The 22,722-nt window shown below is 44.8% G+C and carries 23 protein-coding genes and 6 tRNA genes (1 of these 29 cut by a window edge); 27 read left to right on the top strand and 2 right to left on the bottom strand.

Going from position 1 to position 22,722, the window contains the following annotated elements:
- The 19 genes from IGI72_RS17890 to IGI72_RS17800 form a co-directional block, all read left to right on the top strand.
- A tRNA-Leu gene (locus tag IGI72_RS17890) sits at positions 1-28 on the top strand (it extends 54 nt beyond the left edge of the window).
- Between the two features lie 7 nt (positions 29-35).
- Positions 36-108, top strand: a tRNA-Thr gene (locus tag IGI72_RS17885).
- A 10-nt stretch (positions 109-118) separates the two neighbouring features.
- Positions 119-190, top strand: a tRNA-Gly gene (locus tag IGI72_RS17880).
- A gap of 18 nt (positions 191-208) precedes the next feature.
- A tRNA-Leu gene (locus IGI72_RS17875) sits at positions 209-294 on the top strand.
- 11 nt (positions 295-305) lie between these two features.
- Positions 306-379, top strand: a tRNA-Arg gene (locus IGI72_RS17870).
- 30 nt (positions 380-409) lie between these two features.
- Positions 410-483: transfer RNA gene (locus IGI72_RS17865), tRNA-Pro, on the top strand.
- A gap of 105 nt (positions 484-588) precedes the next feature.
- On the top strand, positions 589-1,473 hold the full coding sequence (rsgA, locus tag IGI72_RS17860; protein ID WP_349713334.1) for a ribosome small subunit-dependent GTPase A: 885 nt from the start codon (positions 589-591) through the stop codon (positions 1,471-1,473).
- A 9-nt stretch (positions 1,474-1,482) separates the two neighbouring features.
- The gene (rpe, locus tag IGI72_RS17855; RefSeq protein WP_015510634.1) at positions 1,483-2,136 is read left to right on the top strand and encodes a ribulose-phosphate 3-epimerase; all 654 of its coding nucleotides are present in this window, start codon (positions 1,483-1,485) and stop codon (positions 2,134-2,136) included.
- Positions 2,137-2,769 (top strand): thiamine diphosphokinase, encoded by a 633-nt coding sequence (locus IGI72_RS17850; RefSeq protein ID WP_159161244.1) that lies wholly within the window; start codon positions 2,137-2,139, stop codon positions 2,767-2,769.
- Positions 2,770-2,911: 142 nt separating this feature from the next.
- A complete protein-coding gene (gene mreC / locus IGI72_RS17845) occupies positions 2,912-3,769 on the top strand; it encodes a rod shape-determining protein MreC (protein ID WP_010748844.1) in 858 nt (285 codons plus the stop codon).
- Positions 3,770-3,771: 2 nt separating this feature from the next.
- A complete protein-coding gene (mreD, locus tag IGI72_RS17840; protein ID WP_010748845.1) occupies positions 3,772-4,281 on the top strand; it encodes a rod shape-determining protein MreD in 510 nt (169 codons plus the stop codon).
- Positions 4,282-4,466: 185 nt separating this feature from the next.
- Positions 4,467-5,828 carry a C40 family peptidase gene (locus IGI72_RS17835; protein ID WP_015510633.1) on the top strand — a complete coding sequence of 454 codons (1,362 nt, stop codon included), beginning with the start codon at positions 4,467-4,469 and terminating at the stop codon, positions 5,826-5,828.
- Positions 5,829-5,898: 70 nt separating this feature from the next.
- Positions 5,899-7,647 carry a PTS sugar transporter gene (locus IGI72_RS17830; RefSeq protein ID WP_438755034.1) on the top strand — a complete coding sequence of 583 codons (1,749 nt, stop codon included), beginning with the start codon at positions 5,899-5,901 and terminating at the stop codon, positions 7,645-7,647.
- On the top strand, positions 7,628-9,658 hold the full coding sequence (locus IGI72_RS17825) for a BglG family transcription antiterminator (protein ID WP_005230244.1): 2,031 nt from the start codon (positions 7,628-7,630) through the stop codon (positions 9,656-9,658). The genes IGI72_RS17830 and IGI72_RS17825 overlap by 20 nt, the downstream gene beginning before the upstream one ends.
- Before the next feature lie 12 nt (positions 9,659-9,670).
- Positions 9,671-10,105 (top strand): PTS sugar transporter subunit IIA, encoded by a 435-nt coding sequence (locus IGI72_RS17820; protein WP_005230245.1) that lies wholly within the window; start codon positions 9,671-9,673, stop codon positions 10,103-10,105.
- A 312-nt stretch (positions 10,106-10,417) separates the two neighbouring features.
- On the top strand, positions 10,418-12,190 hold the full coding sequence (locus IGI72_RS17815) for a PTS mannitol transporter subunit IICBA (RefSeq protein WP_074536328.1): 1,773 nt from the start codon (positions 10,418-10,420) through the stop codon (positions 12,188-12,190).
- A gap of 15 nt (positions 12,191-12,205) precedes the next feature.
- The gene (locus IGI72_RS17810) at positions 12,206-12,643 is read left to right on the top strand and encodes a PTS sugar transporter subunit IIA (protein ID WP_005230254.1); all 438 of its coding nucleotides are present in this window, start codon (positions 12,206-12,208) and stop codon (positions 12,641-12,643) included.
- A 22-nt stretch (positions 12,644-12,665) separates the two neighbouring features.
- Positions 12,666-13,814: a mannitol-1-phosphate 5-dehydrogenase gene (locus tag IGI72_RS17805; RefSeq protein WP_438755031.1), complete on the top strand. Its 1,149-nt coding sequence runs from the start codon at positions 12,666-12,668 to the stop codon at positions 13,812-13,814.
- Positions 13,815-13,989: 175 nt separating this feature from the next.
- Entirely contained in the window at positions 13,990-14,289 is a 300-nt protein-coding gene (locus IGI72_RS17800) for a hypothetical protein (RefSeq protein ID WP_005230258.1), read from the top strand.
- Positions 14,290-14,424: 135 nt separating this feature from the next.
- Here IGI72_RS17800 and IGI72_RS17795 read toward each other — a convergent pair whose 3' ends face one another.
- Entirely contained in the window at positions 14,425-14,937 is a 513-nt protein-coding gene (locus IGI72_RS17795; protein ID WP_005230261.1) for a type 1 glutamine amidotransferase domain-containing protein, read from the bottom strand.
- A 124-nt stretch (positions 14,938-15,061) separates the two neighbouring features.
- On the opposite strand from IGI72_RS17795, the gene IGI72_RS17790 reads away from it, so the two are divergent.
- The 3 genes from IGI72_RS17790 to IGI72_RS17780 all read left to right on the top strand — a co-directional run bounded on the left by IGI72_RS17790 (position 15,062) and on the right by IGI72_RS17780 (position 17,003).
- On the top strand, positions 15,062-15,613 hold the full coding sequence (locus IGI72_RS17790; RefSeq protein ID WP_438755128.1) for a hypothetical protein: 552 nt from the start codon (positions 15,062-15,064) through the stop codon (positions 15,611-15,613).
- Between the two features lie 182 nt (positions 15,614-15,795).
- On the top strand, positions 15,796-16,239 hold the full coding sequence (locus IGI72_RS17785) for a hypothetical protein (RefSeq protein ID WP_060791861.1): 444 nt from the start codon (positions 15,796-15,798) through the stop codon (positions 16,237-16,239).
- A gap of 8 nt (positions 16,240-16,247) precedes the next feature.
- Positions 16,248-17,003 carry a DUF6681 family protein gene (locus IGI72_RS17780; protein ID WP_005230266.1) on the top strand — a complete coding sequence of 252 codons (756 nt, stop codon included), beginning with the start codon at positions 16,248-16,250 and terminating at the stop codon, positions 17,001-17,003.
- Between the two features lie 56 nt (positions 17,004-17,059).
- Here the strand turns inward: IGI72_RS17780 and IGI72_RS17775 are convergent, their stop codons facing one another.
- The gene (locus IGI72_RS17775) at positions 17,060-17,467 is read right to left on the bottom strand and encodes an Hsp20/alpha crystallin family protein (RefSeq protein WP_005230267.1); all 408 of its coding nucleotides are present in this window, start codon (positions 17,465-17,467) and stop codon (positions 17,060-17,062) included.
- A gap of 174 nt (positions 17,468-17,641) precedes the next feature.
- Between IGI72_RS17775 and ispE the strand changes: the two genes are divergently transcribed.
- The 5 genes from ispE to purR all read left to right on the top strand — a co-directional run bounded on the left by ispE (position 17,642) and on the right by purR (position 22,582).
- Positions 17,642-18,493 carry a 4-(cytidine 5'-diphospho)-2-C-methyl-D-erythritol kinase gene (ispE, locus tag IGI72_RS17770; RefSeq protein WP_005230268.1) on the top strand — a complete coding sequence of 284 codons (852 nt, stop codon included), beginning with the start codon at positions 17,642-17,644 and terminating at the stop codon, positions 18,491-18,493.
- A gap of 657 nt (positions 18,494-19,150) precedes the next feature.
- Positions 19,151-20,110 (top strand): metal ABC transporter substrate-binding protein, encoded by a 960-nt coding sequence (locus IGI72_RS17765; RefSeq protein ID WP_438755028.1) that lies wholly within the window; start codon positions 19,151-19,153, stop codon positions 20,108-20,110.
- A 12-nt stretch (positions 20,111-20,122) separates the two neighbouring features.
- Complete coding sequence (locus IGI72_RS17760; protein ID WP_005232967.1) at positions 20,123-20,803, top strand: metal ABC transporter ATP-binding protein; 681 nt, start codon at positions 20,123-20,125, stop codon at positions 20,801-20,803.
- Positions 20,776-21,606, top strand: a complete 831-nt coding sequence (locus IGI72_RS17755; RefSeq protein ID WP_005230272.1) for a metal ABC transporter permease — start codon at positions 20,776-20,778, stop codon at positions 21,604-21,606. Before IGI72_RS17760 ends, IGI72_RS17755 begins: the two co-directional genes overlap by 28 nt.
- A gap of 151 nt (positions 21,607-21,757) precedes the next feature.
- Positions 21,758-22,582, top strand: coding sequence for a pur operon repressor (gene purR, locus IGI72_RS17750; protein ID WP_005230273.1), 825 nt, complete (start codon positions 21,758-21,760; stop codon positions 22,580-22,582).
- Positions 22,583-22,722 lie beyond the last annotated feature (140 nt).

Here is a 22,722-nt window from a genome sequence, read left to right as displayed (position 1 = left end):
CGTGGGGGTTCAAGTCCCTTCACCCGCACTTCATTGCCGGCTTAGCTCAGTTGGTAGAGCATCTGATTTGTAATCAGAGGGTCGAGGGTTCAAGTCCTTTAGCCGGCATCAGGAATATGCGGAAATAGCTCAGTGGTAGAGCACCACCTTGCCAAGGTGGGGGTCGCGGGTTCGAACCCCGTTTTCCGCTTTGCCTTAGCAATTTTCAGCCGGGGTGGCGGAACTGGCAGACGCACAGGACTTAAAATCCTGCGGTGAGTGATCACCGTACCGGTTCGATTCCGGTCCTCGGCATTTCATAATATGCGCCCATAGCTCAATTGGATAGAGTGTTTGACTACGGATCAAAAGGTTAGGGGTTCGACTCCTCTTGGGCGCGTAGTCTTTTTATTTGTTTCATTTTTATTATCGGGAAGTAGCTCAGCTTGGTAGAGCACTTGGTTTGGGACCAAGGGGTCGCAGGTTCGAATCCTGTCTTCCCGATTTTTTGATGCCTGAAGCATTCGCTTCAGGCTTTTTTTTTGTGTTTTCAGCCAGTGAGAAGACCTGAAAATATGATACAATAGTAAAAAACGAGGAGGAAATTGTTTGAAGGGAAAAATCATCAAAGCGCTAAGCGGATTTTATTATGTGGCATCAGAAGATGAAATCTTTCAAACCCGCGCTCGAGGAAATTTTCGGAATCGAAAAATCACTCCTTTGGTGGGGGATGAAGTGATCTTTGAAAGCAGCAATCAAACAGACGGTTATCTTTTAGAGATCTTGCCGCGAAAAAATGAGCTAGTTCGACCGCCAGTCGCAAATGTGGATCAAGGGGTAGTCGTGACAAGTCTAGTTGAGCCGAACTTCTCCTATAATCTATTGGATCGCTTTTTAGTGACGTTAGAGTATGAGGGGATCGAACCGATCATCTTTTTGACAAAAGCGGATCTTGTGAAAGATCTTGCCGCAATGAAAGCAATTGAGGAGACCTATCAAGCAATTGGCTACCACGTGATCACGTCAAAAGCAGAAGGCGAAGATCTATTGGAACTTCAACGGTACTTTCCTGAGCGGATCACCGTCTTTATGGGACAATCCGGTGCTGGAAAGTCGACATTGCTGAATCGGATCGTCCCAGAATTGGCATTGGAAACAGGAGTGATCTCAGAATCTCTCGGGCGGGGGAAACATACGACCCGTCATGTGGAGCTCTTGCCGATTTGTGATGGATTGGTTGCCGATACACCAGGATTTAGTTCGATCGACTTTTTGGAAATCGAAGCGGTGGAGTTACCCAAACTATTTCCTGACTTTTTAGCGGTATCTGCCAACTGTCGTTTTAGGGAATGTAGGCACCTTAATGAACCTGATTGTGCAGTTAAGCAGGGGGTTGCAGCAGATGAGATTGCCGAGACTCGTTATAAGAATTACGTGCAATTTTTAGAAGAGATTGAAAACCGACGTCCGGTTTATAAAAAGAAGAAAAAGTGAGGGAAAAGCATGATAAAACTAGCACCATCTATTTTAAGTGCCGATTTTGCAAATCTTCAAAGAGACATTGAGCTGGTAGAGCGCCATGGCGCAGATTATATTCACGTAGACGTGATGGACGGTCATTTCGTCCCTAATATTACCTTAGGCCCAAATATCGTTAAAGCGATTCGCCCAGTTACCAAACTGCCGTTGGATGTTCACCTAATGATCACCGAACCAGAAAAGTATATCCATGCCTTCGCAGAAGCTGGGGCAGATATAATTGGGATCCACGCGGAAGCAACGCCTCATATCCATCGTGCGATCCAAATGATTGTGGCAGAAAATGTCAAAGCAGAAATCGTCATCAACCCAGGCACACCAGTATCAGCCATTGAACATGTTTTATCCATGTGTGATCAAGTGTTAGTCATGACGGTCAATCCAGGGTTTGGTGGGCAATCCTTTATTGAAGAATCACTAGAAAAAATTGCGGTACTGGCTGCTTTAAAAGAAGAAAAAGGCTACCATTATGATATCGAGGTAGATGGCGGGATCGTTCCTGAGACAGCCAAACGTTGCTTGGAAGCAGGTGCAAATGTCTTCGTAGCAGGAAGCTATATTTACGATGCCGATGAACCTGCAGCACAAATCAGAGCCTTGAAAGAAGCTTTGCAATAAATGAAGATTTTGTTAGCAGCAGGGGGGCGCCCTGAAAATTGGCCACCGCTGATGACCTATGACAAATATATTGGGATTGATCGCGGGGCATTGTTTTTGCTTCAGCACCAACGGCCAGTCGATCTAGCGATTGGTGATTTCGACTCTTTGACCGCAGGCGAACTGCAAGCAGTCAAACAACAAGTCAACACAGTGATCCAAGCTCCTGCTGAAAAAGATGATACAGATACCCAATTGGCATTGGTGGAGACGTTGCGTCGCTATCCAGAAGCGCAAATCGACTTGATTGGTGCAACAGGAGGACGTCTCGACCATCTTTTAGCCAATCTATGGCTGCCTTTAGAAGATCGGTTTCGTCCATTTGCCCCAAATCTGCGTTTTTTAGATCGTCAAAATGTCGTTCAGTTCTTTTTACCAGGCACCTATCAATTAGAAAAAGAACCCGAGATGCAGTATTTGGCGTATTGCTGTTTGACGCCGGTAACAGATTTGACGTTGACAGGTAGCAAGTATTTATTAGAAAACGTCCAAGTGCCGTACCCAACTTCTTATGCCAGCAATGAATTTCTGACACAAGCAGCAGGTTTTTCCTTTAGCAGCGGGATGATAGCAGTCATTCAAAGTTGTGATTAAGAGACGAAACGTCTCTTTTTTTTGTTGAAAATTTCAGAAACATAATTACAAAAAAAACATTAAGACGGTCAACTTAGCTTTTGTTTGCAGGGTATTAATGGTAAAATTGGAACTACAGTTTGGAATTATTTGAGGTGTCTTTGTGAAAAAGTTTAATCCTAATAAAAATATTATCATCACATTGATTATTGTGATTTTAGTTGTCACCGTATTAAGCGTGACGATCGCCCGCAGAGCTGCGGGAAACTCCACCAATGTTGTGCAATCAACGGTCAATGACTCCGTTGGCTTTATCGATAAAGTGATTACGGCGCCTTTTCGTTGGATCGAAAATGGTGCGAATTCAGTCAAAAACTTGTTTGTGACGTATGAAGAAAATGAACGTTTAAAAGAGAAATTGGACAGTTTTGATGAATTGGAACAAGCGAAGGACAATGCGCAAAGAGAAATCGATGCCTTGAAAGAAGAGCTAGAGCTGAATGCGACCTTGACGAATTATGAACGGATCTCCGCCAATGTCATCAATCGGTCACCTGATACTTGGCAAGATATGCTGATCGTGGATCGAGGCTCAAGAGACGGCGTTGAGGTCAACATGGCGGTCATGTCGCAAAAAGGCTTGATTGGTCGTGTGATAGAAGTCAATGCAGCTTCTTCTAAAATTGAACTTTTGACTTCTGAAAACCAGAATTCTAACCACTATCCGGTTCGGATCAGCGGCGAAGATGGGTCAAACTTTGGGATTCTAAGTAGTTACGATCAAAAAGAACGTTCCTTGGTCATTACCCAGTTGACAGGGGACAATGAGCTGAAGGAAGGCGATGTCGTGCAGACCTCTGGATTAGGAGGAAACTCACCTGCCGACTTAGCGATCGGAACAGTGATCCGTACCACCAAAGATGAGTTTGGTCTTGATACCCAAGTGTTTGTAAAACCGTATGCCCAAATGTATGATATTCAAGCAGTAACGATTATCAAACGCTTGGCAGGTGAGGAATAGCCATGAAAAAGCATGACTACATCAAATACCTGGCAGCGGGCGTCTTCTTTTTGATGATGTTGGCAGATGGACAACTGACGCGTTTTTTAGAAAAATGGACCCAAGACAATTATATCGCCAGTGCGCATCTTTTATTGATCGCCCTTTTATGTGGCGCGAAGTATTTGCCGAAAAACTTTTTGATCACCACGGCGCTTGTGATCGGCTGCCTCTATGACGTGTATTATGTCGGTGTGATCGGCATCTACACGGTGGCGTTTCCCTTGATCGTGTGGATCATGTATATTTTGCAAAATACGCTTTATCAAAATGTATTTACCATGTTTTTCGGAATGATCATCTTTGTTACAAGCTTAGAAGTTGTGACGTTGGGCGTCCAGTTGCTATTTAAGATCGCCTCAGTTAGCACGTCATTCTTTGTTTCCCGCTTTCTAGCACCTACGCTTTTATTGAACATCATTTTGTTTATCCTTTTAGTCGTTCCATTCATGAAGCTATTCAAAGACGAATAGCTTCATTTTTTTTGCGTTTGACTGTATAAAAATAACAGCGATTGAAATGTTTTTGTAATATTCCTTTTATCTCTCTGACATACGGCTGTGTTACAATCACACTATCGTGAAGGACTTTAGGTATTCTTAAGCATTTATACATAAAAAAACCATATTAGGGGAAGCAACAGCCGGAGGAATGAAGAGTGAAAAAGCGAATTTTATCTTTATTGTTAGTAAGTTCAATTGTTCTTACTTCTGCAGCAGCACCGACACTTGTCTTTGCATCAGATTTTGACAATAAAATTGAAGAAAAAAATAAGGAGATCTCTGACTTGCAAAACCAGCAAGCGAGCATCCAGTCACAAGTAGCAGCACTTGAAAGCGACGTGGCTGCAATCAATGAAAAAGCCCAAACTTTGTTGCAACAACAAGGTGATTTGCGTGCGGATTCTGAAAAGTTGAAGCAAGAAATTGCTGATTTGAAAGTCAGAATCGAAAAGCGTGAAGAAGCGATCCAAAAACAAGCCCGTGACGTTCAAGTCAATGGTCAAAGCACGAACTTTATTGATGCAGTATTAGAAGCTGACTCTTTAACAGATGCTATTGGCCGTGTGCAAGCAATGACGACGATCGTCAATGCTAACAAAGATCTTGTGGATCAACAAAAGGCAGACCAAGAAGCAGTTGAAGCGAAAAAAGCGGAAAACGACGATAAATTGGCAGAAATCGCAGCGAACCAATTTGAGCTAGAAACACAATTAGGGGATCTACAAGCCAAACAAGCCGATTTAAATGTTTTACAAGCGGAATTGGCTGTTCAACAAGCATCTAAAGAAGATGAAAAAGCTGATTTAGAAAAACAAAAAGAAGAATACGAAGCAGAACAAGCACGCATCGCTGCAGAAGAAGCGGCGGCGGCAGCAGCTCGTGAACAAGCAGCACAAGAAGCAGCGGCTCAAGAAGCGGCAGCAGCTGAAGCAGCTACTCAGGAAGCAGCATCAAGCGAGTCTTCAACGTCGAATTCAACGACATCAAACTCAACAACAAATTCTAGTACGACGACTGATACTACGCAAGGCAGTTCATCACAAGGTGGCGGTTCAACAAATACGACACCATCGACTCCTGCCAACAATAACAATAGCAATAACAACCAAGGATCGAACAATAGCGGCAATGGTGCAAGCAATACTCCTGCACCCGCACAAACGGTCAACGGTTCAGCAATCGTAGCAGAAGCAATGAAATACATTGGTACTCCTTATGTATGGGGTGGTACGACACCAGACGGCTTTGACTGTTCTGGCTTTACACAATATGTATTTGCTAAAGTTGGGATCTCATTACCACGGGTAACTTACGCACAAGAATTTTCTGGTACGGTAATCTCGATCAATGAAGCAAAAGCTGGTGACTTGTTATTCTGGGGTAGCCGCGGAAGCACACACCACGTGGCGATCGCTATGGGTAACGGACAATACGTTCATGCACCAACACCAGGTCAAAATGTTTCTGTTAGCAGTTACTCTTATTACTCACCAGATTTCGCGGTACGCGTAAACTAAATCAATTGAAGCTATTTCAAAAGCTGGCGTTTTACGTCAGCTTTTTTTGATTTCTGTTTTAAAAAAACGTATGCTTTTTTTGTTTTCAGTCTTGCCAGAACATCTTATAATAGAGAAGAGAAAGGAAGCGGATAAAATGAACAAGACCTCGTCTTCCAGAGAAAAAATGATAACGGTTAAGTTTTATACGAATTATCTTTCTCGCATGATGATGCCGAATTTAAGTATTTTTATTGCGTGGATGCTGATTTCATTCCTGCTGCCTTTTTTCTCAGTCGATCAACAAGTGATCCAGCAAATGGAACAAGGGGTCTTGACTGTGCTGCTGCCCCTCATGATCGCCTATACAGGTGGGCAGATGTTGGCGCCTGAACGAGGTGGGGTCGTAGGAGCAGTGGCGGTCTTAGGGGCTATTCTCGCAACCGATATTCCCCAGGTCTTTGGGGCGATGCTGCTGGGGCCGCTAGCGGGCTGGCTATTGTACCGCAGTGATTCGATCGTGAGCAAAGTCAAAAGTGGCTATGAGATGCTGGTGCGCAATTTTATTGCAGGTGCGTTTGGCGGACTCCTCTTTTTAGGCAGTTACTTCCTATTGGCGCCGCTTTTTAATTGGTTCAGTCTCGGCAGCTATCAGCTCGTTGATTATTTTGTTCAGCAAAACGTTTTGCCCTTTATTCATATCATTGTAGAACCATTGAAGGTTTTGTTTTTTAATAATATTGTCAACCACGGTCTATTTACACCGCTAGGGATCGAAGCAGCGGCACTCAATGGTCAGTCGGTTTTATTTTTGATCGAGGCCAACCCCGGTCCAGGATTAGGGGTCTTAGCGGCGTATCTTTTTTTTGGTTCAAAGCGAAACCGAACGAATGCCGCAGCATCTGTTTTTGTGCAGGCTATTGGTGGGATTCATGAAGTGTATTTCCCGTTTGTTCTGCTCGATCCTTGGGTGTTGCTCGGTCCGATCGTTGGTGGTTTCAGTGGCACGCTGATCTTCCAATTTTTAGGGGTAGGCTTAAGAGCACCGGCGTCTCCGGGCTCGATCTTAGCGATTTTACTCAATACACCACCGTCTATGATCCTAAGTGTCTTAGCTGGGATTGTCGTCAGTACGGTCGTATCGTTTGCGATCGCTAGTGTGCTGTTAAAACGGAAGACCAATACAGAAAATGAGGAGCGTAAGATGCCGAAAATGAAGAAAGTCACGGAGATCGTCGTGGCCTGTGACGCAGGGATGGGGTCCAGTGCGATTGGTGCTAGCATACTAAAAAAACAATTACAAGAAGCCCAGCTAACGTTTCCTGTCCGCTATCAATCGATTTATCGTGTGATCGATGATCCCGCGCTTTTGGTGATCACCCAACGGGAATTAGCAGCTATTGCCCAAAAGCAGACACCACACGCACAGCATTATGTGTTAGATAATTTTTTGGCGGCAGATGAGTATGCCCCGCTGATTAAAGAATTACAAAGAAGAGAACAGGATCCGCAAAAATCGCTGCAAACCGAGGCAGCAAGTTCGCTAGGATTTTCAACGATCATCTTTTTGTATACTGGAAAAAAACGCGGTTCACAAACGATGGCAGTGGAGATACTAAGCAAAATGGCCCGCCAACAAGCGCTGTCTTTGACCATCAAAAAAATGGCGTATGAAGGACAAGCTCTTGACCCTACGGCAGTCTATATCCTCCCGAAAGAACTTGCAGAAAAGTGCCCGATCCCAGATGTTCCTTTACTGGTGGTGGATGATTTATTGACGACAGATGCGTATCGTCAGTTACTGACAGAAGGAGTCGACTATGTTTTTGACCAATCGTGAAACACTTTTATTAACGGAATTGATGAATAGTACCGGTCCAGTTTCTTTAGATCGCATGATGCAAGTCTTAAAAGTCAGTAAACGAACGGTGTACCGTGAACTGGCTAATCTAGAAAAATCGCTGGAAACAGTAGGAGCTACCTTAGAGAAGGTCGGTCGTGGTCATTTCCAAATTTTTGCATCAGAAACGAGCATTCGCCAATTGCAAGAAGCCATTATGGCAGATACCGATCAAGAATTCGCGGCTAGTGAGCGACAACATCGTATTTTGCTGCAACTGACTACCGCCACGAAACCTGTATCTAGTCATTTCTTCTTGGATCGCTACCAAATCAGCAATACGACGTTTTTTTCAGATATCAAACAGCTAGAAGAAAGTCTCGCACGGCTGCCGTTAAGGATCGTGCGCAATCAAGGGTATGAGATCGAAGGCTCCGAAAAATATCGGCGGTTGATCACAGCCAATACACTAGTGATGGAGATCAATGAGTACCAATTTTTCCATTTACTGGAAACCGATGATGAAGCCCCGTTTATTTTTCAATTTCTGTCCCGTGACCATCTATTGCTAGCCCAGCGGCTGATTCGAGAAACCATCGAGCCGCAGTTCAAGGAACTTAGTGACCGCAAATTGGCGTTTATCGTCTTGATGCTGGCGCTAGCCATGGATCGGGTAGCTTTGGGCTACACGGTGGAAGAAGAGACGTACCCGAGTCAGATCAACAAAGACTTGCTGAAGGTGGCGAAAAAGATTTTTGCTCAGATCGCCGAAAAGACGAAACTGCTTTATTCCATCAACGAAATCGTCTTTTTTGCCGTGTTACTAGGTGATTTTGCTAATTCCTTTGATCGTGATTTTTTTGATGACAATTTTGATACTGACTTGGCTTATCGTGTGAAACGCTTGATCGAATTGGTCAGTGAGCAAACGGAAGTGGCGTTTTATGAAGATACGAACTTGTATAAAATGCTGCTGACCCATATCTCAGGAGTGATGACGCGGGCTATTTTAGAAGAAGATCATTTGAACAACCCTATCCTAGAAAAAATCATGAACCAGTATGTCGAGATCGCCAGCGGGATTCGTAATCATCTGCCGCAGGTCTTTCCGCAGCAGCAGTTCTCGGAAGAAGAAATCGCCTATATGGTCCTGCATTTTGCCAATTCGTTGGAAAAAAATCCGAAAGTGTTAGAAGTCAATATTGCAGGGATCTCTCCTAGCGGATTAGCCTCCATCAGTTTATTAGAGATGCAGCTGCGGAAACATTTTCCCTTTATCAATCAAATCACCTTCTTTCGAGTGGGAGATGTCAAACGGGAAAATATCGAGGAGACCTATGACTTGGTGATCTCGACTTCCTTGCTGCCAGGGTATCAAGGAGAGTACAAACTCGTTTCACCGATCCTGCTAGAAGAAGATATTCAAGAGTTGAAGAAGGCCTTCCAAGCCATTAGTCAGAAAAAACGTTCCGCAAAAAAAGCACCCTCTGCTTTGGTCAAAGAGGAATCCTATGAAGCGGTCTTGGCTTTTATCGAAGCCATTAACCAGCTATTGGCGCTGTTTCAAGTGCAAGCCATTGATAACCCAGCGGACTTGGAAGAAACGTTACAGCTGGTACTGACGTCTTTTGATGAACATGTTGTTTTGGATCGTGAGAAAGTCGTTGATCGTCTCTTACGGCGCTACTTCCAAGCGCCAGTGGGCATTCCTGATACTCACTTTGCCTTGTTTCACGCGGCGAGCTCGGCGATCCTGCAACCAGTTTTTCGTATTTTCGACTTGAAACAACCTTTGCCTCTTTTAGCGATGGATAAAAAAGAAATCGCTGTTACCCGTTTATTAGTCATGCTGGCGCCGTATCCTATCAATGAAACAAGCTCTCAGATGTTAGGAAAAATCAGTGGTTCGATCATTATGAATGATCTAAATACGGAGATTTTTAATTCGGGCAATGATTCGATTATTTATCAGTTGCTCTCTTCGCTCTTGATTGAAGAAGTAAAACAATAGGAGGGATCAGCGATGTATATTCCACAGGAGCGGATTTTGTTGGATCAACACTTTACCGATGCCACAGAGGCTCTGACAAAAATTGGCGAGTACTTAGTCAACCAGGAGATCGTTTCCTTGCCCTATGTCAAAAGCCTTTTGCGTCGCCATCAAAAAACAGGTGTTTACATCGGTAACTTTGTGGCATTGCCCCATGCGGAAGAAGAAGCCCAGCAATGGATCAAGGAAGAAGGACTCTTTTTGATCCAAGTGCCTGATGGCGTCGACTTCGGCACGAAGGAGCAGCCTAAAATCGCTACGATCCTTTTCGTAGTCGTCCTAAAAGAGCAGCAATTAGCTGTTCTGCAAGAAATCGCCTTTTTTTGTTCTGATATGCAGAATGTTCGGGTGCTTAGTGATGCCGAATCGGTTGAAGAGATCCAACAGATTTTGCTGGCAGAAGAATAAGCGATCAGCAGCAGGCTGGCTTGCAACAAGAGCAGCGAACGAAATAAATGAATGAGCTGCCTCCGTGTACTTGCTCTTTCTACCTTGTGTAGAAGGAGCGGGTACACGTTTTTTTTGTGTTTTGGCAAAATCCAAAAAAATGCTTCACGTGAAACATAACGAAAATAAGCGAGTGCAGGGGCTGCTCGCCTTTTTTTGTTTTATCCGTTTGGCTACAAGTTTTGGCACAGTTTTTTGTGCCAAAGTACGACTTTCGAGCTTTTTGGGAAGCGCCTACAATAAGGTTGTAAGCAGACGAGAGGAGAGAAAAAAATGGAACAGACACAAAAAGCAGCCAAATCATCAGTCAAAGCAAAAGTTCAAAAATTAGGCAGTACGTTGTCGAGTATGGTAATGCCGAATATCGGCGCATTGATTGCATGGGGTGTATTAACGGCATTATTTATTCCAGATGGGTATTTACCAAATGAAGCCTTTGCAACGATGGTCGGTCCAATGCTAACGTATTTGATCCCAATCTTGATCGGGTATACTGGCGGGAAAGTGATTGCTGGTGACCGCGGAGCCGTGGTTGGGGCGATCGCAACGATGGGGGTCATCGTCGGAACGGATATCCCAATGCTATTGGGTGCGATGATCATGGGTCCTTTAGGCGGTTGGGTCATCAAGAAATTTGACGAGATCTTCCAAGACAAAGTTCGCGCTGGCTTTGAAATGTTGGTCAACAACTTTTCATCAGGTTTGATCGGTTTTGCCTTAGCATTACTGGGCTTTGTAGCAATCGGGCCAGTTGTGAACACCTTGACAGAAGCAATGGCAGCAGGGGTCGAAGTAATCGTCAATGCCCACTTGATTCCATTAGCCAATATCTTTATTGAACCAGCAAAAATCTTATTCTTAAACAATGCTATCAACCATGGAATTTTGACACCATTAGGTACTGAGCAAGTCAGCGAATTTGGGAAATCGATCCTTTACTTATTAGAAGCCAATCCTGGACCTGGTTTAGGAGTCTTGCTAGCCTTCACTTTCTTCGGAAAAGGAGCAGCGAAATCTTCGGCACCTGGAGCGATCATCATTCACTTTATCGGTGGGATCCATGAGATCTACTTCCCATACGTCATGATGAAACCATTGATGTTCTTAGCAGTGATTGCCGGCGGTGTATCAGGAAGCTTTACCTTCCAATTGCTAGGTGCAGGCTTACGGGCACCTGCTTCACCAGGTTCGATCATTGCGATCTTAGCAATGACGCCATTCAACTCAGTGATGAGTGTCGTTTCTGTCTTAGCCGGAATTGCCGTAGGAGCAGGCGTGTCCTTTATCGTCGCTGCCGCGATCTTGAAAGCGGATGCGAAGGATACGGTGGATAATTTTGAAGAAAAAGTACAACAAACGCAAGCAGCAAAACTCAGCTCAAAAGGCTTGGCGGCTCAACCAATGACTGGCATCAATCGTATCATCTTCGCATGTGATGCAGGCATGGGCTCCAGTGCTATGGGGGCATCGATCTTACGTAAAAAAGTCAAAGAAGCGGGTCTTCCACAAAATGTCTCGAATTCCGCCATCAACAATTTGACGGACGATGCCAATACGCTGATCGTCACTCAAGAAGAATTGCAAGAACGTGCCAAACAAAAAGCGCCAAATGCGACCTTTGTCGCGGTTGAAAATTTCCTGAACTCTCCACGGTACGATGAAATCGTAGCCACATTGTCAGGGACTAAGACAGCGGGGGAGACAGCAAAAAAGTCTGAAGCAGGCAACCAGATAGATGTTCCTTCCGCCAATGACCTTAAGCAAGTCAGTGAAATCATTTTGGCCCACGATGATCGCAAAGGTTCGGCAACGATGGCTCAGAAAGTTTTCCAAGATCTTTTAGCCAAAGAAGCTCTGACGATGCCAATCAGAAAAAGCCATATCAATGATCTCCATGCCAACGCCTCTTCACTGGTGATCACAAAAGAAGCCCTAACGCCGCAAGCGCAAACGTCAGCGCCAGAAGCGATCCACCTATCTGTCAATAATTTGATGGGAACGACGAACTATCAACGGATCGTAGCATCGATCAAAGCAGCGAATTAAGAAAGGATGAGCCGAATGCAAGTATTAGAAAAAGACATGATTGAATTGAACAAACAATTTGCGACCAAAGAAGAAGCCATTCGTTACTGCGGCGAAAAATTGCTGGCGGCAGGCTGTGTGGAAAAAGAATACGTCGAAGCCATGCTTGAGCGTGACGAGATGCTCTCAGTCTATATGGGGAACTTTATTGCGATTCCTCACGGCACGGATGAAGCCAAAAAATACGTCAAAAAATCTGGTATCTGTATCGTGCAAGTACCTGATGGCGTGAATTTCGGTACCGCGGACGAAGAAAAAATCGTCACCGTCCTTTTCGGCATCGCGGGCAAAGGGGAAGATCATCTGCAATTGGTCCAACAAATCGCCCTCTTTTGCAGCGATATCGATAACGTTGTCGAATTGGCGGATGCCTTAGATAAAGAAGAAATCGCCCAAAGTTTGACCGTAGCATAAGGATTTAAGGAGGAGACAAGACATGAAGGCAGTTCACTTTGGTGCAGGTAATATTGGTCGCGGCTTTATCGGCGAGATATTGGCTGCCAACAACTTTGAAATCACATTTATTGATGTCAATGAAACGATCATTGACGCCTTAAAAGCAAGACAAGGGTATACCATCGAATTAGCCGATGAGACCCAAGAACAGATCCACATCGAGCATGTGACGGGATTGAACAATGCCAAAGAACCAGAAGCGGTGATCCAAGCGATCGCCGAGGCAGACATCCTTACGACCGCCATTGGTCCCAACATTTTGCCGCATATCGCTGAGCTGATCGCCAATGGCTTAGAAGCACGTCAGCAACACCCAGAAAAGCCAGCCATTGATGTGATCGCCTGTGAGAACATGATCGGCGGATCGACCTTTTTAAAAAGCGAAGTGCAAAAATACGTTGCGGATTGGTCAGCATTGGAAGCGACGGTTGGTTTTCCAGATGCAGCGGTGGACCGCATCGTACCGTTGCAACACCATGAAGATCCCTTATTCGTTCAAGTAGAACCTTTTTGTGAATGGGTGATCCAAGAGTCAGGGATGAAATCCTCGATCCATCTGCAAGGGGTCCATTATGTGGCGGACCTAGAACCGTATATTGAACGGAAATTATTCAGTGTCAATACGGGTCATGCTACGGTAGCGTACACAGGCGCCCTCCAAGGCTATCAGACGATCGATGAAGCGATGCAGGACCATTTAGTGGTTATCCAATTAAAATCCGTTCTCGAAGAAACTGGGCGGCTTTTAATTGAGAAGTGGGCTTTTGATCCTGAAGAACATGAACGGTATATCGAAAAAATCATCCAACGCTTTAAAAACAAACACATTTCCGATGCCATCACACGGGTGGCACGGACACCTGTCCGCAAATTAGGAACCGAAGAACGCTTTATCCGACCAGTCCTTGAGTTAGAAAAACGCAACATGCAGCCAGATCATCTCTATGAAACGATCGGCATGATCTTCAACTACAAAGATCCTGAAGATGAGCAAAGCCAACAATTGCAAGCACTTTTGGATGAAAAATCACTACCGGAAGTCATTGCAGAAATCACTGGCTTACAAGATGAAGACATGATTGAAACGATCCGACAAAACATTGAAAAATATGCGTATGTTGCCGCATAAAAACGAGTAACACACAGAAGAAGCAGATAAATTGCCGCATCCGTAAAAGCTAGCCCAACAAGCGAGCTTTTGCGGATGTGTTAATTTCTTTCAACGCTTGTTCTGTGTTTTTTTGCTCACCGATTGACCTTTGCTACTAACTTGACGATAATAAGAAAAGAAATGAGGGAGAGCGATGGAACGATGGTTTGAAGAAGCCCAGCTTCAAGTAATTGAGTTGCCGATCGAATGGCAGGAAAACCGCCCCGTCTATCGGGCCTTTATCCGTGAATTGCCGACGATCCAAGCAGAAGGAACTTCGCGGCAAGCTGTTTATCGGCAGTTGGCAGAAGCCTACGCGGCTTACCTTGCCCAACTTCGAGAGGCCAATGAGGCACAGGAAGAAATGACGTCTTCCTTATTATCGACGGAAGAGTTATTGCGCTATTACGATGGCGAGACTTTCGATGGTTTTGAGTTGCCCTCTGACGAGTAACGGGAAACGAGCTATTCACTGAAAACTGAAAAGCTACGCAAGAAAAAACCGCTCAGCTGCAGCTCGATCGATACGAAGGATCGAACGCTGCAATTGGCGGCTTTTTTTCTCTAAGAAACCAAGTCTTATTCGTGGTTAGTTCAATGCCTCGGTAATGGCTTGATTGAAGGCATCTAAGTCATCTGGGTTTCGGCTGGTGATCAACCGATAGGTTTCGTCGATCACGACAGGCTCATCTTTGACGGTGGCACCTGCGTAGGCTAAATCTGGTCGCACAGAATCATAAGCCGTCAAGGTCAAATCTTTTGTCAGTCCTGTTTGGATAAACAGTTGTGGGCCGTGGCAAATGGCAAAGACGGGACGATCAGATGTCAAAAAGTCTTTCGTCAATGACACATAGCGCTCATCGGTCCGTAATTGGTCAGGGGAGAAACCGCCTGGGATCAACAAAGCATCAAAACTTGCAGGATCGATCGTATCAATGGCCGCATCGACGGTAAATGTTCCACCTTGTTTGCCTTCGACGGTCTCGGCGCCTTCATTACTAATAACGACTACTTCATGTCCAGCCGCTTCCAGTGCTTCTTTTGGTGACGTCAACTCAACATCTTCAACTAGATCAGTGACAATAACAGCAACTTTACTCATTCGATCTCCTCCTTATTACTTGATGAACAATTTGTTCACCTGCTATTATTTATGCTAACGAAGATTTTCGCTGTTGACAAATCATCTGTTTGTCCGCAGCTTGAAAAAGAAAGAAGGCAACGCCATGGCAACGATCCAACTATTTATCTCTGATACCCCCCTTTGCTTTGAAAAAGCGGAATTCACTTTTATGGAAGAATCATTTGTCATCGAGAAACAGCAATTATTTGAAAAAGTTGATGCAGTGATGCATCAGGAGGTATCCTCGGCCTTGGTTTCATTGGTAGAAAAAGCCCTTTTGACGCTAGAAGCGATCGGGGAAGAAGAGGATTATTTCGACCTGCTTTATTTGACCTATGAGAATACCCGCCATTCCCTCAGCGGACAGCAATTACTCGCGCAGCCGTTTCCAGCTGTAGAAGCAGCCTTGCAGCCGGTCTTTGATGAGTTGGCAGAACCGATCGTAGAAAAGTTTTATGAAGAGCTGACCAATCAGCTAGAAGAAGTCGCTGATGATGAACTGTTTAGTTCTTATTATCTGGATGAAGAAGAAGCGGTGATCCAAATCGATGCCCCGATCCAACATGAAGAAGTGATCGCCTTGCCCGCCCTTTTACGGGATTACCATGGCACGTTGCGGCTGACCTTTGAAAAGTTTTATGAATACCTTGTGTAGCGGCGGCAACTGCCGTCGTTGTTTTTTTGTGAAAACGGTTACATGTTTAGTTTTTTTTAAATCCTGCGACAGAAGCCTCTGGAATCTTGACCCTTTTGTCAGAAACGATTATAAAGGTAAGAAGAGGCTGAAGGAACCGAGGCTGCCAATGGGCAACATCGGGTAAGAAAAGGATGAGAATCATGCGAAAAGTCCCGCCTATTTTAAAACCAATTGCACTTTTAACGATATCAACGATCATTGCCACTGCTACCGGCGTGGTGAATTCAGGCAGCTACCGCCAACCAAGTCGTGCGACGGAAACAACAGAGACGACGGAAACGACCGAACAAGCACCAAGTGAAAGCACACCCTCTTCGATGACAGAAGACAGTCAAAATCAGACACCTGCTAGCACGGACTCACAACCGACGAACGATGACCAGCAGACAACACCGTCATCCAGCAGTGAACCAGCAACACCAGCAACGACTCCGTCTTCTTCGGTGCCTGCAGAAACGACGCCATCAAGCGATGCCAATGTTTCACCAGCACCATCGGAAAACAATCAGGAAACACCTTCTTCAAGTGAAGAGACCACGCCAGATCCACAAGGGATCATGGATGAGAATCAAGGAAATGAGTAGGTGAGAAAATGACGCTTATTTTAGATTTAATCAACGGCATCCATAAATTTTTGGGCTATCTCGATATCAGTCCTAAATATTTGAACCGTGCCTATACCATCCTCAGTATCATTCCAACGGCGTATATTTTGCGGATCGTCTACGGGATGTTTGCGAACCAAAACTATTTTCAAGCGATCCTTTATACGGTCGGCTTTTTGGTCTTAGTCTACTTCTGGGTACTGAATATCTTCTATTATTTCTTAAACAAAAATATGAAGTTCGATGTCACTCAGGCCTTTGTCAAAGTTTTACCAGACGAAGTCTTCAATATTGAAGGAGAAACCATCAGCACTACCGACATTGATCGTTTGACGACTGAAAAAGCGGTGATTCATTTTGAAGAAGACTATCAGCTGGTATTGGCGAATCATTTGCAGACCTTGATCGCTCAAGAAGAATTGGCGATCAAACCGTCATCCAACGGCTTTACGATCCCGAAAAACACCTTGTATCCTTATTATTTTGTCAAACAGCAAGGGGAAAATGAGTACGCATTGCAGATCGGTACTAGCTACACGGAGATGACGAAAGTCGGCACGATCCAATGGACAGGCAAACAGCCCTTAGAGCCAGTGGGCTTATTTATCACTGGCGGTGATTTTATCAAAAATGATGTGAAATACCATGAACCATACAGTTTGAAATTGTACGTCAAAAAAGAGATTTCTGAAGAAGAACCACAGACCTCAAGACAGGCGTATCGACGACAAGCACGCAAATAAGAAAAGGCAGTTGCCCCAGAGCGTTCTCTGAAGGGACTGCCTTTTTGGTATCTCAGTTATTCGATCGGAATATTTTTTGCGGGTGCATCTTTGTAGCTGGCTTTTGGTAACGTCAGGGTCAATACGCCGTCTTCAAACACTGCTTTAATGGACTCGTCATCAATGTCTGTGATGGTGAAGGTCCGTTGATAGGCACTGCTAGAGCGTTCTTTGCGCAAATAATGTCCGAAATCCTCCTCGGTTTCCGTGGTCTCTGTTTGAGCCGCTGAAATCGTCAGCGTGTTGTTGACGTAACTGACGCGGATGTTTTCTTTCTTGATGCCGGGTAAATCTGCTTGAACGAGATACTTGTCTTCGTACTCTTTAATGTCCGTATTCATTTGCCGTTCTTGCCAAAAACTGTTCATTAATTTGCCTAATAGTTCTTCGCCGCCTGCGAAATCTCTTGGAATCAAATTTGCCATGTGGTTCCCCCGCTTTCTTTTATCTATTGAGTTGGTACTTCTATTTTACGAGGAACCAAGCCAAAGGGCAACCAAAATGGCAACAATCATAAAAACAAGAGAAATCACTCAACTATCTTATAAGAATCTGCTATGATAGAACTAAATAACTATCAGATGATTGGATGAATGAAGATGGAGATTATTGAAAAAGCGCCAGCTAAGATCAACCTCGGTCTCGATGTGTTAGAGAAAAGAACAGACGGCTACCATGAGTTGGAAATGGTGATGTCTAGTGTTGATCTAGCCGACCGTCTGATAATGGAAGAGATAGCAGAAGATAAGATCATTATAGAAACCAACAAAGCCTTTTTGCCGATCGACAAACGCAATAATGTCTATCAAGCCGCCAGTATCTTAAAAAAACGCTACGGCATAAAAAAAGGCATCCGTATCCGCATCACCAAGAATATCCCGGTGGCAGCTGGGTTAGGTGGGGGCAGTACGGATTGTGCGGCAGCGCTGCGGGGGATGGTTCGCCTCTGGGATTTAGACCTTTCCATGGCAGAGCTGATCGATATTGGTATGGAAGTCGGCACCGATGTTCCCTACTGTCTTTATGGGACCACTTCCCATATTGCAGGAAAAGGGGAGCTGGTGACGCCGCTGCGGCCGATGCCGCAATGTTGGGTCATCTTGGTTAAACCTCGTTTGAGTGTTTCAACGGGGAAAATCTTTCAAGAAGTTGAGCTAGACCAACTGCACCATCCAGATATCGCGGCATTGTCGGCCGCCGTCTTAGCCGAAGATTATCCAGCAATGATCGCTGCCATGGGCAATAGCCTAGAAGCCATCACGATCCCGAAGTATCCGATCGTCCAACAGATCAAAGATCGCATGATGAAATACGGCGCAGATGTTGCCTTGATGACCGGCAGCGGACCGACTGTCTTTGCTCTTTGTCAAAAATATTCGCGGGCACAGCGGGTCTATAATGCCTTAAAAGGATTCTGCGATGAGGTTTATCTTGTACGTACATTGAAATGAATGAGTCAAGGACACAGGCTGAATTCGCCTGTGTTTTTTTGTATGCCTTCTATTTCAATAGTAAAGAAAAAGGCAGCTGAAGTGGGGAAGGAAGCATCTAGAAGCTGCCCTACAAAAAAGTCCCCGACGAAAATAAGGCGTCGGGGTCTGATTCTTTACGTAAAGCAAAGGCTATTCTTTTTGGTGCTGCTTCTTTGCGGATTTTTTCTTTTTGTCTTCTTCATACAATGGTTTGTCGATCGTTTTGCGGATTTCTTCGGTTTGCTACGATGCAGGATCTTCTGGTAAGACGATTCGAGTCAACAAGTCGCTGTTGTTTACAGTTGGCGGCACAGTTACAAATTCGTTCATCTTCGTTTCCTCCAAGTGCTTTTAGGTTATTATCCTACATACTCTCTAATTTTTCAAGCTGGTACAGCAGGGGTGCATGGCGAATGGCGTAAAATATGGCTAAGTTCCTGAGAGAAGAATCCGCTTCAAATGAACGTTTTCTCCTATGTTTTCCGATTTATCTCGAAATAAAAGTTTTAAATCGTAAAACGTACGATTTGTCTTGACGAACCGGAAATCATTTGATAGAGTAACTTTTGCTAACAAAACGGAGTTGTTCCGTTTTAAAATAAAAAGAAGAGCCAGCAAATGGAAGGGGAAATCCCGATGAAAAAAATCTTACTTACTACAGCACTCCTTTTAGGGGGCGTGCTTCTTGGCGCTTGTGGGCAGCAAGAAGCGACAAGCCAATCGAGTGACACAGAGAAGCTGTCGATCGTCACGACGTTTTATCCAATGTACGAATTTACGAAAGAAGTCGTAGGCGACGCAGCAGAGGTCTCCTTGTTGATCCCTGCAGGAACCGAACCCCATGACTATGAGCCAAGTGCCAAAGATATGACCAAAATCATGGATGCAGATGCCTTTGTCTACAATAGTCCTGAGCTAGAAACTTGGGTCGCTAGTTTGACGGATTCCGTCGATCCTGAGCAAACAGCCGTGATCGAAGCGGCCAAAAACATTCAGTTGGTGGAAGGCACAGAGGAGGAAGATCATGACGCGCATAATCACGAAAGCGAAGACAGCCATGAAGGCCATGATCATACGTACGATCCTCATGTTTGGACCGACCCAGTCTTAGCGATCCAAGAAGTAGAAACGATCCGCGATGACTTGATTGCGAAGTTTCCTGAGCAAAAGGCAACTTTCACGGAAAATGCAGCTGCCTATATCGAAAAGCTTTCTGCGCTAGATGAAGCCTACCAAGCGGCGTTAAAGGATGCGACCCAACGAACCTTCGTTACGCAGCACGCAGCCTTTGGCTATTTGGCACGGCAGTATGATTTAGTCGAAGAATCGATTTCGGGCATTTCACCCGATCAAGAACCAACACCAAGTCGGTTGGCTGAGCTGAAAGAATATGTAGAAGAAAAACAAGTCAAAGTTATCTATTTTGAAGAAAACGCGTCATCGAAGGTGGCTGAGACCTTAGCGTCTGAAACAGGAGTGGAGCTGGCGGTCTTGAATCCATTAGAAAGCTTGACGCAAGAGCAGATGGATAACGGCGAAACATACCTGTCTGTAATGGAAGACAATTTGGCAGCATTACAAAAAAGTATTCACTAAGGAGGCGCCTGCGTGCGTTATATCGATGTAAAAGATTTGACCTTTTATTATGATGATGAGCCCGTCTTGGAAGACATTTCCTACTTTGTCGAAGACGGCGAATTCGTGATTTTGACTGGCGAAAATGGGGCGGCAAAATCTACTTTGATCAAAGCAACCCTTGGTTTGTTGAAACCTTCTAAAGGAGCAGTCACCTTGGCGACCAAAAATGCTGCTGGTGAAAAATTAAGCATCGGCTACATTCCTCAGCAGATTGCTTCCTTTAACGTCGGGTTCCCCAGCACCGTTTTGGAATTGGTCCAATCGGGCCGCTACCCAAGAGATCGCTGGTTCAAGCGCTTGACGAAACGAGACCATGAACATGTCCGCCGTGCATTAGATGCCGTCGGGATGTGGGACGTGCGTCATAAACGGATCGGCGAGTTGTCCGGTGGCCAAAAGCAGCGGATCAGCTTGGCACGGGTCTTTGCCACGGACCCTGATTTATTTATTTTAGATGAACCGACTACGGGGATGGATGAACAATCTCGCAATCTGTTTTATGAACTGCTACGGCACAATGCTCATGACCACGGCAAGTCGATTTTGATGATCACCCATGATCACGAAGATATCAAAGAATACGCGGACCGTCAGATCCGTTTAGTGCGGAAGGAGGATTCACCATGGCGTTGCTTTCATATGAATTCATGAGAAGAGCTTTTCTTGCGGCGATTTTTATTGCTGGTATCGCACCGATGCTGGGGGTTTTTCTAGTGATTCGGCGACAGTCATTGATGGCTGATACGCTGTCCCATGTCTCTTTAGCAGGGGTGGCACTAGGCTTCTTTCTAAATCTAAATCCGAGTTTGACGACGCTATTGATCGTAGTCATTGCCGCAATCATTTTGGAATACTTGCGAACACTGTACCGCAGTTATTCAGAGATCTCGATCGCCATTTTGATGTCTGGCGGCTTAGCGTTAGCCCTCGTCTTGATGAACCTTAGCGGGGGGAACTCCGCAACGAGTATCCAATCGTATTTGTTTGGGTCGATCGTTACGATCACACAAGAACAAGTCTGGATCTTAGGCTTTTTGTTTTTAGTCGTTTTTGCTTTATTCTTCTTATTCAAACGGCCCATGTACATTTTGACCTTTGATGAAGATACCGCTCATGTCGATGGCTTGCCTGTGCGAGTGATGTCGATGCTCTTTAATGTCTTGACGGGGGTGGCAATCGCCATGATGATCCCGATTGCGGGTGCATTGTTGATCTCTGCGATCATGGTTTTACCAGCTGCCATCAGTATGCGTTTAGGCAAGAGCTTCAATGCCGTGATTTTGATCAGTGTCGTGATCGGCATGATTGGGATGATGTCTGGTTTGACCAGTTCCTTTTATTTGGACACACCACCGGGAGCGACGATCACGCTGGTTTTTATCGCTCTTTTCTTAGTGATCAATTTGATCAAACGCATCGTGATCCTCGTCCAACGAAAACAACGCCTAAAATAAAGGGCTTTATGAAAAAGAAACGAAGAATTTTCGTTTCTTTTTTTTAAACTCTAATCAAAACCGAACAATATAAGCAATATTTTAGATAATGCTCGCATTTATCCCGAAAAAGCCTTATAATAAGGCGAATAAACTAAAGGAGTTGTCCGGTGTGAAAATACGTCGAAGTGAACGACTGATCGATATGACACATTACTTGTTGAATCATCCCCATGAATTGATTTCATTGTCCTTCTTTTCTAAACGATATGCCTCTGCAAAATCATCGATTAGCGAAGATTTATCTATTATCAAAAAGACCTTTAAAGAACGAGGAACAGGCATTCTTGATACCGTGCCAGGCGCTGCTGGCGGTGTTTTTTTTGTGCCTGAAATTTCTGAAGAAGAAGCGTATGCGTACGTCGAAGGGCTGGCAGAACGCTTGTCTGAGCAAGACCGTTTGTTGCCTGGCGGCTATGTTTATCTATCTGACTTATTAGGCGAACCGGAATTGCTGCGCCAAGTCGGCCGCATCATCGCTTCCAAATATTTAGGCGAACAAATCGATGCGGTGATGACCGTTGCTACTAAAGGAGTGCCGATCGCTCAAGCAGTCTCTTACTACTTGAATGTTCCCTTCGTGATCGTGCGTCGTGATTCCAAGATCACTGAAGGCTCGACCGTAAGTGTCAATTATGTCTCTGGTTCTTCAGAGCGCATCGAAAAAATGGAATTATCCAAGCGCAGCTTAAAGCGCGGCTCTAGAGTATTGGTGGTCGATGACTTTATGAAAGGCGGCGGCACGGTCAATGGGATGAAGAGCTTGATTGAAGAATTTGAAGCCGAATTAGTCGGTATTACGGTTTTTGCCGAAACGAAATTCAAAGGCAAGCGGGCCATCAGCGATTACAGTTCTCTGCTGTATGTTGAAGATGTCGATACCCAGACCAAAACGATCTCGGTAGTACCGGGAAATTACTTTGAGAAAAAAGCCTGATTTTTTGTGGCTCTTAGACTGGCGCAAGCAGCTGTTTTTTAAACGGCGGCCGCCAGTCTTTTTTTGATTGGTCTAGGTGGGGATTCCTTAAATCGTTGAAATTTACAAGTACTTGGGCTAAACTGTTTATAGGAAATTCA

The sequence above is a fragment of the Enterococcus sp. DIV1059_2 genome, from assembly GCF_051713685.1.
Lineage (GTDB): Bacteria > Bacillota > Bacilli > Lactobacillales > Enterococcaceae > Enterococcus_D > Enterococcus_D casseliflavus.
The sequence above is the reverse complement of the archived record's forward strand: the minus strand, read 5'-3'. Positions and strand labels throughout refer to the sequence as shown.

What these genes read in the sequence shown, in the direction of transcription:
- rpe (WP_015510634.1), top strand. Translation starts at nt 1,483, where the DNA reads ATGATAAAACTAGCACCATCTATTTTAAGTGCCGATTTTGCAAATCTT.
- IGI72_RS17850 (WP_159161244.1), top strand. Translation starts at nt 2,137, where the DNA reads ATGAAGATTTTGTTAGCAGCAGGGGGGCGCCCTGAAAATTGGCCACCG.
- mreD (WP_010748845.1), top strand. Translation starts at nt 3,772, where the DNA reads ATGAAAAAGCATGACTACATCAAATACCTGGCAGCGGGCGTCTTCTTT.
- IGI72_RS17830 (WP_438755034.1), top strand. Translation starts at nt 5,899, where the DNA reads ATGCTTTTTTTGTTTTCAGTCTTGCCAGAACATCTTATAATAGAGAAG.
- IGI72_RS17825 (WP_005230244.1), top strand. Translation starts at nt 7,628, where the DNA reads ATGTTTTTGACCAATCGTGAAACACTTTTATTAACGGAATTGATGAAT.
- IGI72_RS17820 (WP_005230245.1), top strand. Translation starts at nt 9,671, where the DNA reads ATGTATATTCCACAGGAGCGGATTTTGTTGGATCAACACTTTACCGAT.
- IGI72_RS17815 (WP_074536328.1), top strand. Translation starts at nt 10,418, where the DNA reads ATGGAACAGACACAAAAAGCAGCCAAATCATCAGTCAAAGCAAAAGTT.
- IGI72_RS17810 (WP_005230254.1), top strand. Translation starts at nt 12,206, where the DNA reads ATGCAAGTATTAGAAAAAGACATGATTGAATTGAACAAACAATTTGCG.
- IGI72_RS17805 (WP_438755031.1), top strand. Translation starts at nt 12,666, where the DNA reads ATGAAGGCAGTTCACTTTGGTGCAGGTAATATTGGTCGCGGCTTTATC.
- IGI72_RS17800 (WP_005230258.1), top strand. Translation starts at nt 13,990, where the DNA reads ATGGAACGATGGTTTGAAGAAGCCCAGCTTCAAGTAATTGAGTTGCCG.
- IGI72_RS17795 (WP_005230261.1), bottom strand. Translation starts at nt 14,937, where the DNA reads ATGAGTAAAGTTGCTGTTATTGTCACTGATCTAGTTGAAGATGTTGAG.
- IGI72_RS17790 (WP_438755128.1), top strand. Translation starts at nt 15,062, where the DNA reads ATGGCAACGATCCAACTATTTATCTCTGATACCCCCCTTTGCTTTGAA.
- IGI72_RS17785 (WP_060791861.1), top strand. Translation starts at nt 15,796, where the DNA reads ATGCGAAAAGTCCCGCCTATTTTAAAACCAATTGCACTTTTAACGATA.
- IGI72_RS17780 (WP_005230266.1), top strand. Translation starts at nt 16,248, where the DNA reads ATGACGCTTATTTTAGATTTAATCAACGGCATCCATAAATTTTTGGGC.
- IGI72_RS17775 (WP_005230267.1), bottom strand. Translation starts at nt 17,467, where the DNA reads ATGGCAAATTTGATTCCAAGAGATTTCGCAGGCGGCGAAGAACTATTA.
- ispE (WP_005230268.1), top strand. Translation starts at nt 17,642, where the DNA reads ATGGAGATTATTGAAAAAGCGCCAGCTAAGATCAACCTCGGTCTCGAT.
- IGI72_RS17765 (WP_438755028.1), top strand. Translation starts at nt 19,151, where the DNA reads ATGAAAAAAATCTTACTTACTACAGCACTCCTTTTAGGGGGCGTGCTT.
- IGI72_RS17755 (WP_005230272.1), top strand. Translation starts at nt 20,776, where the DNA reads ATGGCGTTGCTTTCATATGAATTCATGAGAAGAGCTTTTCTTGCGGCG.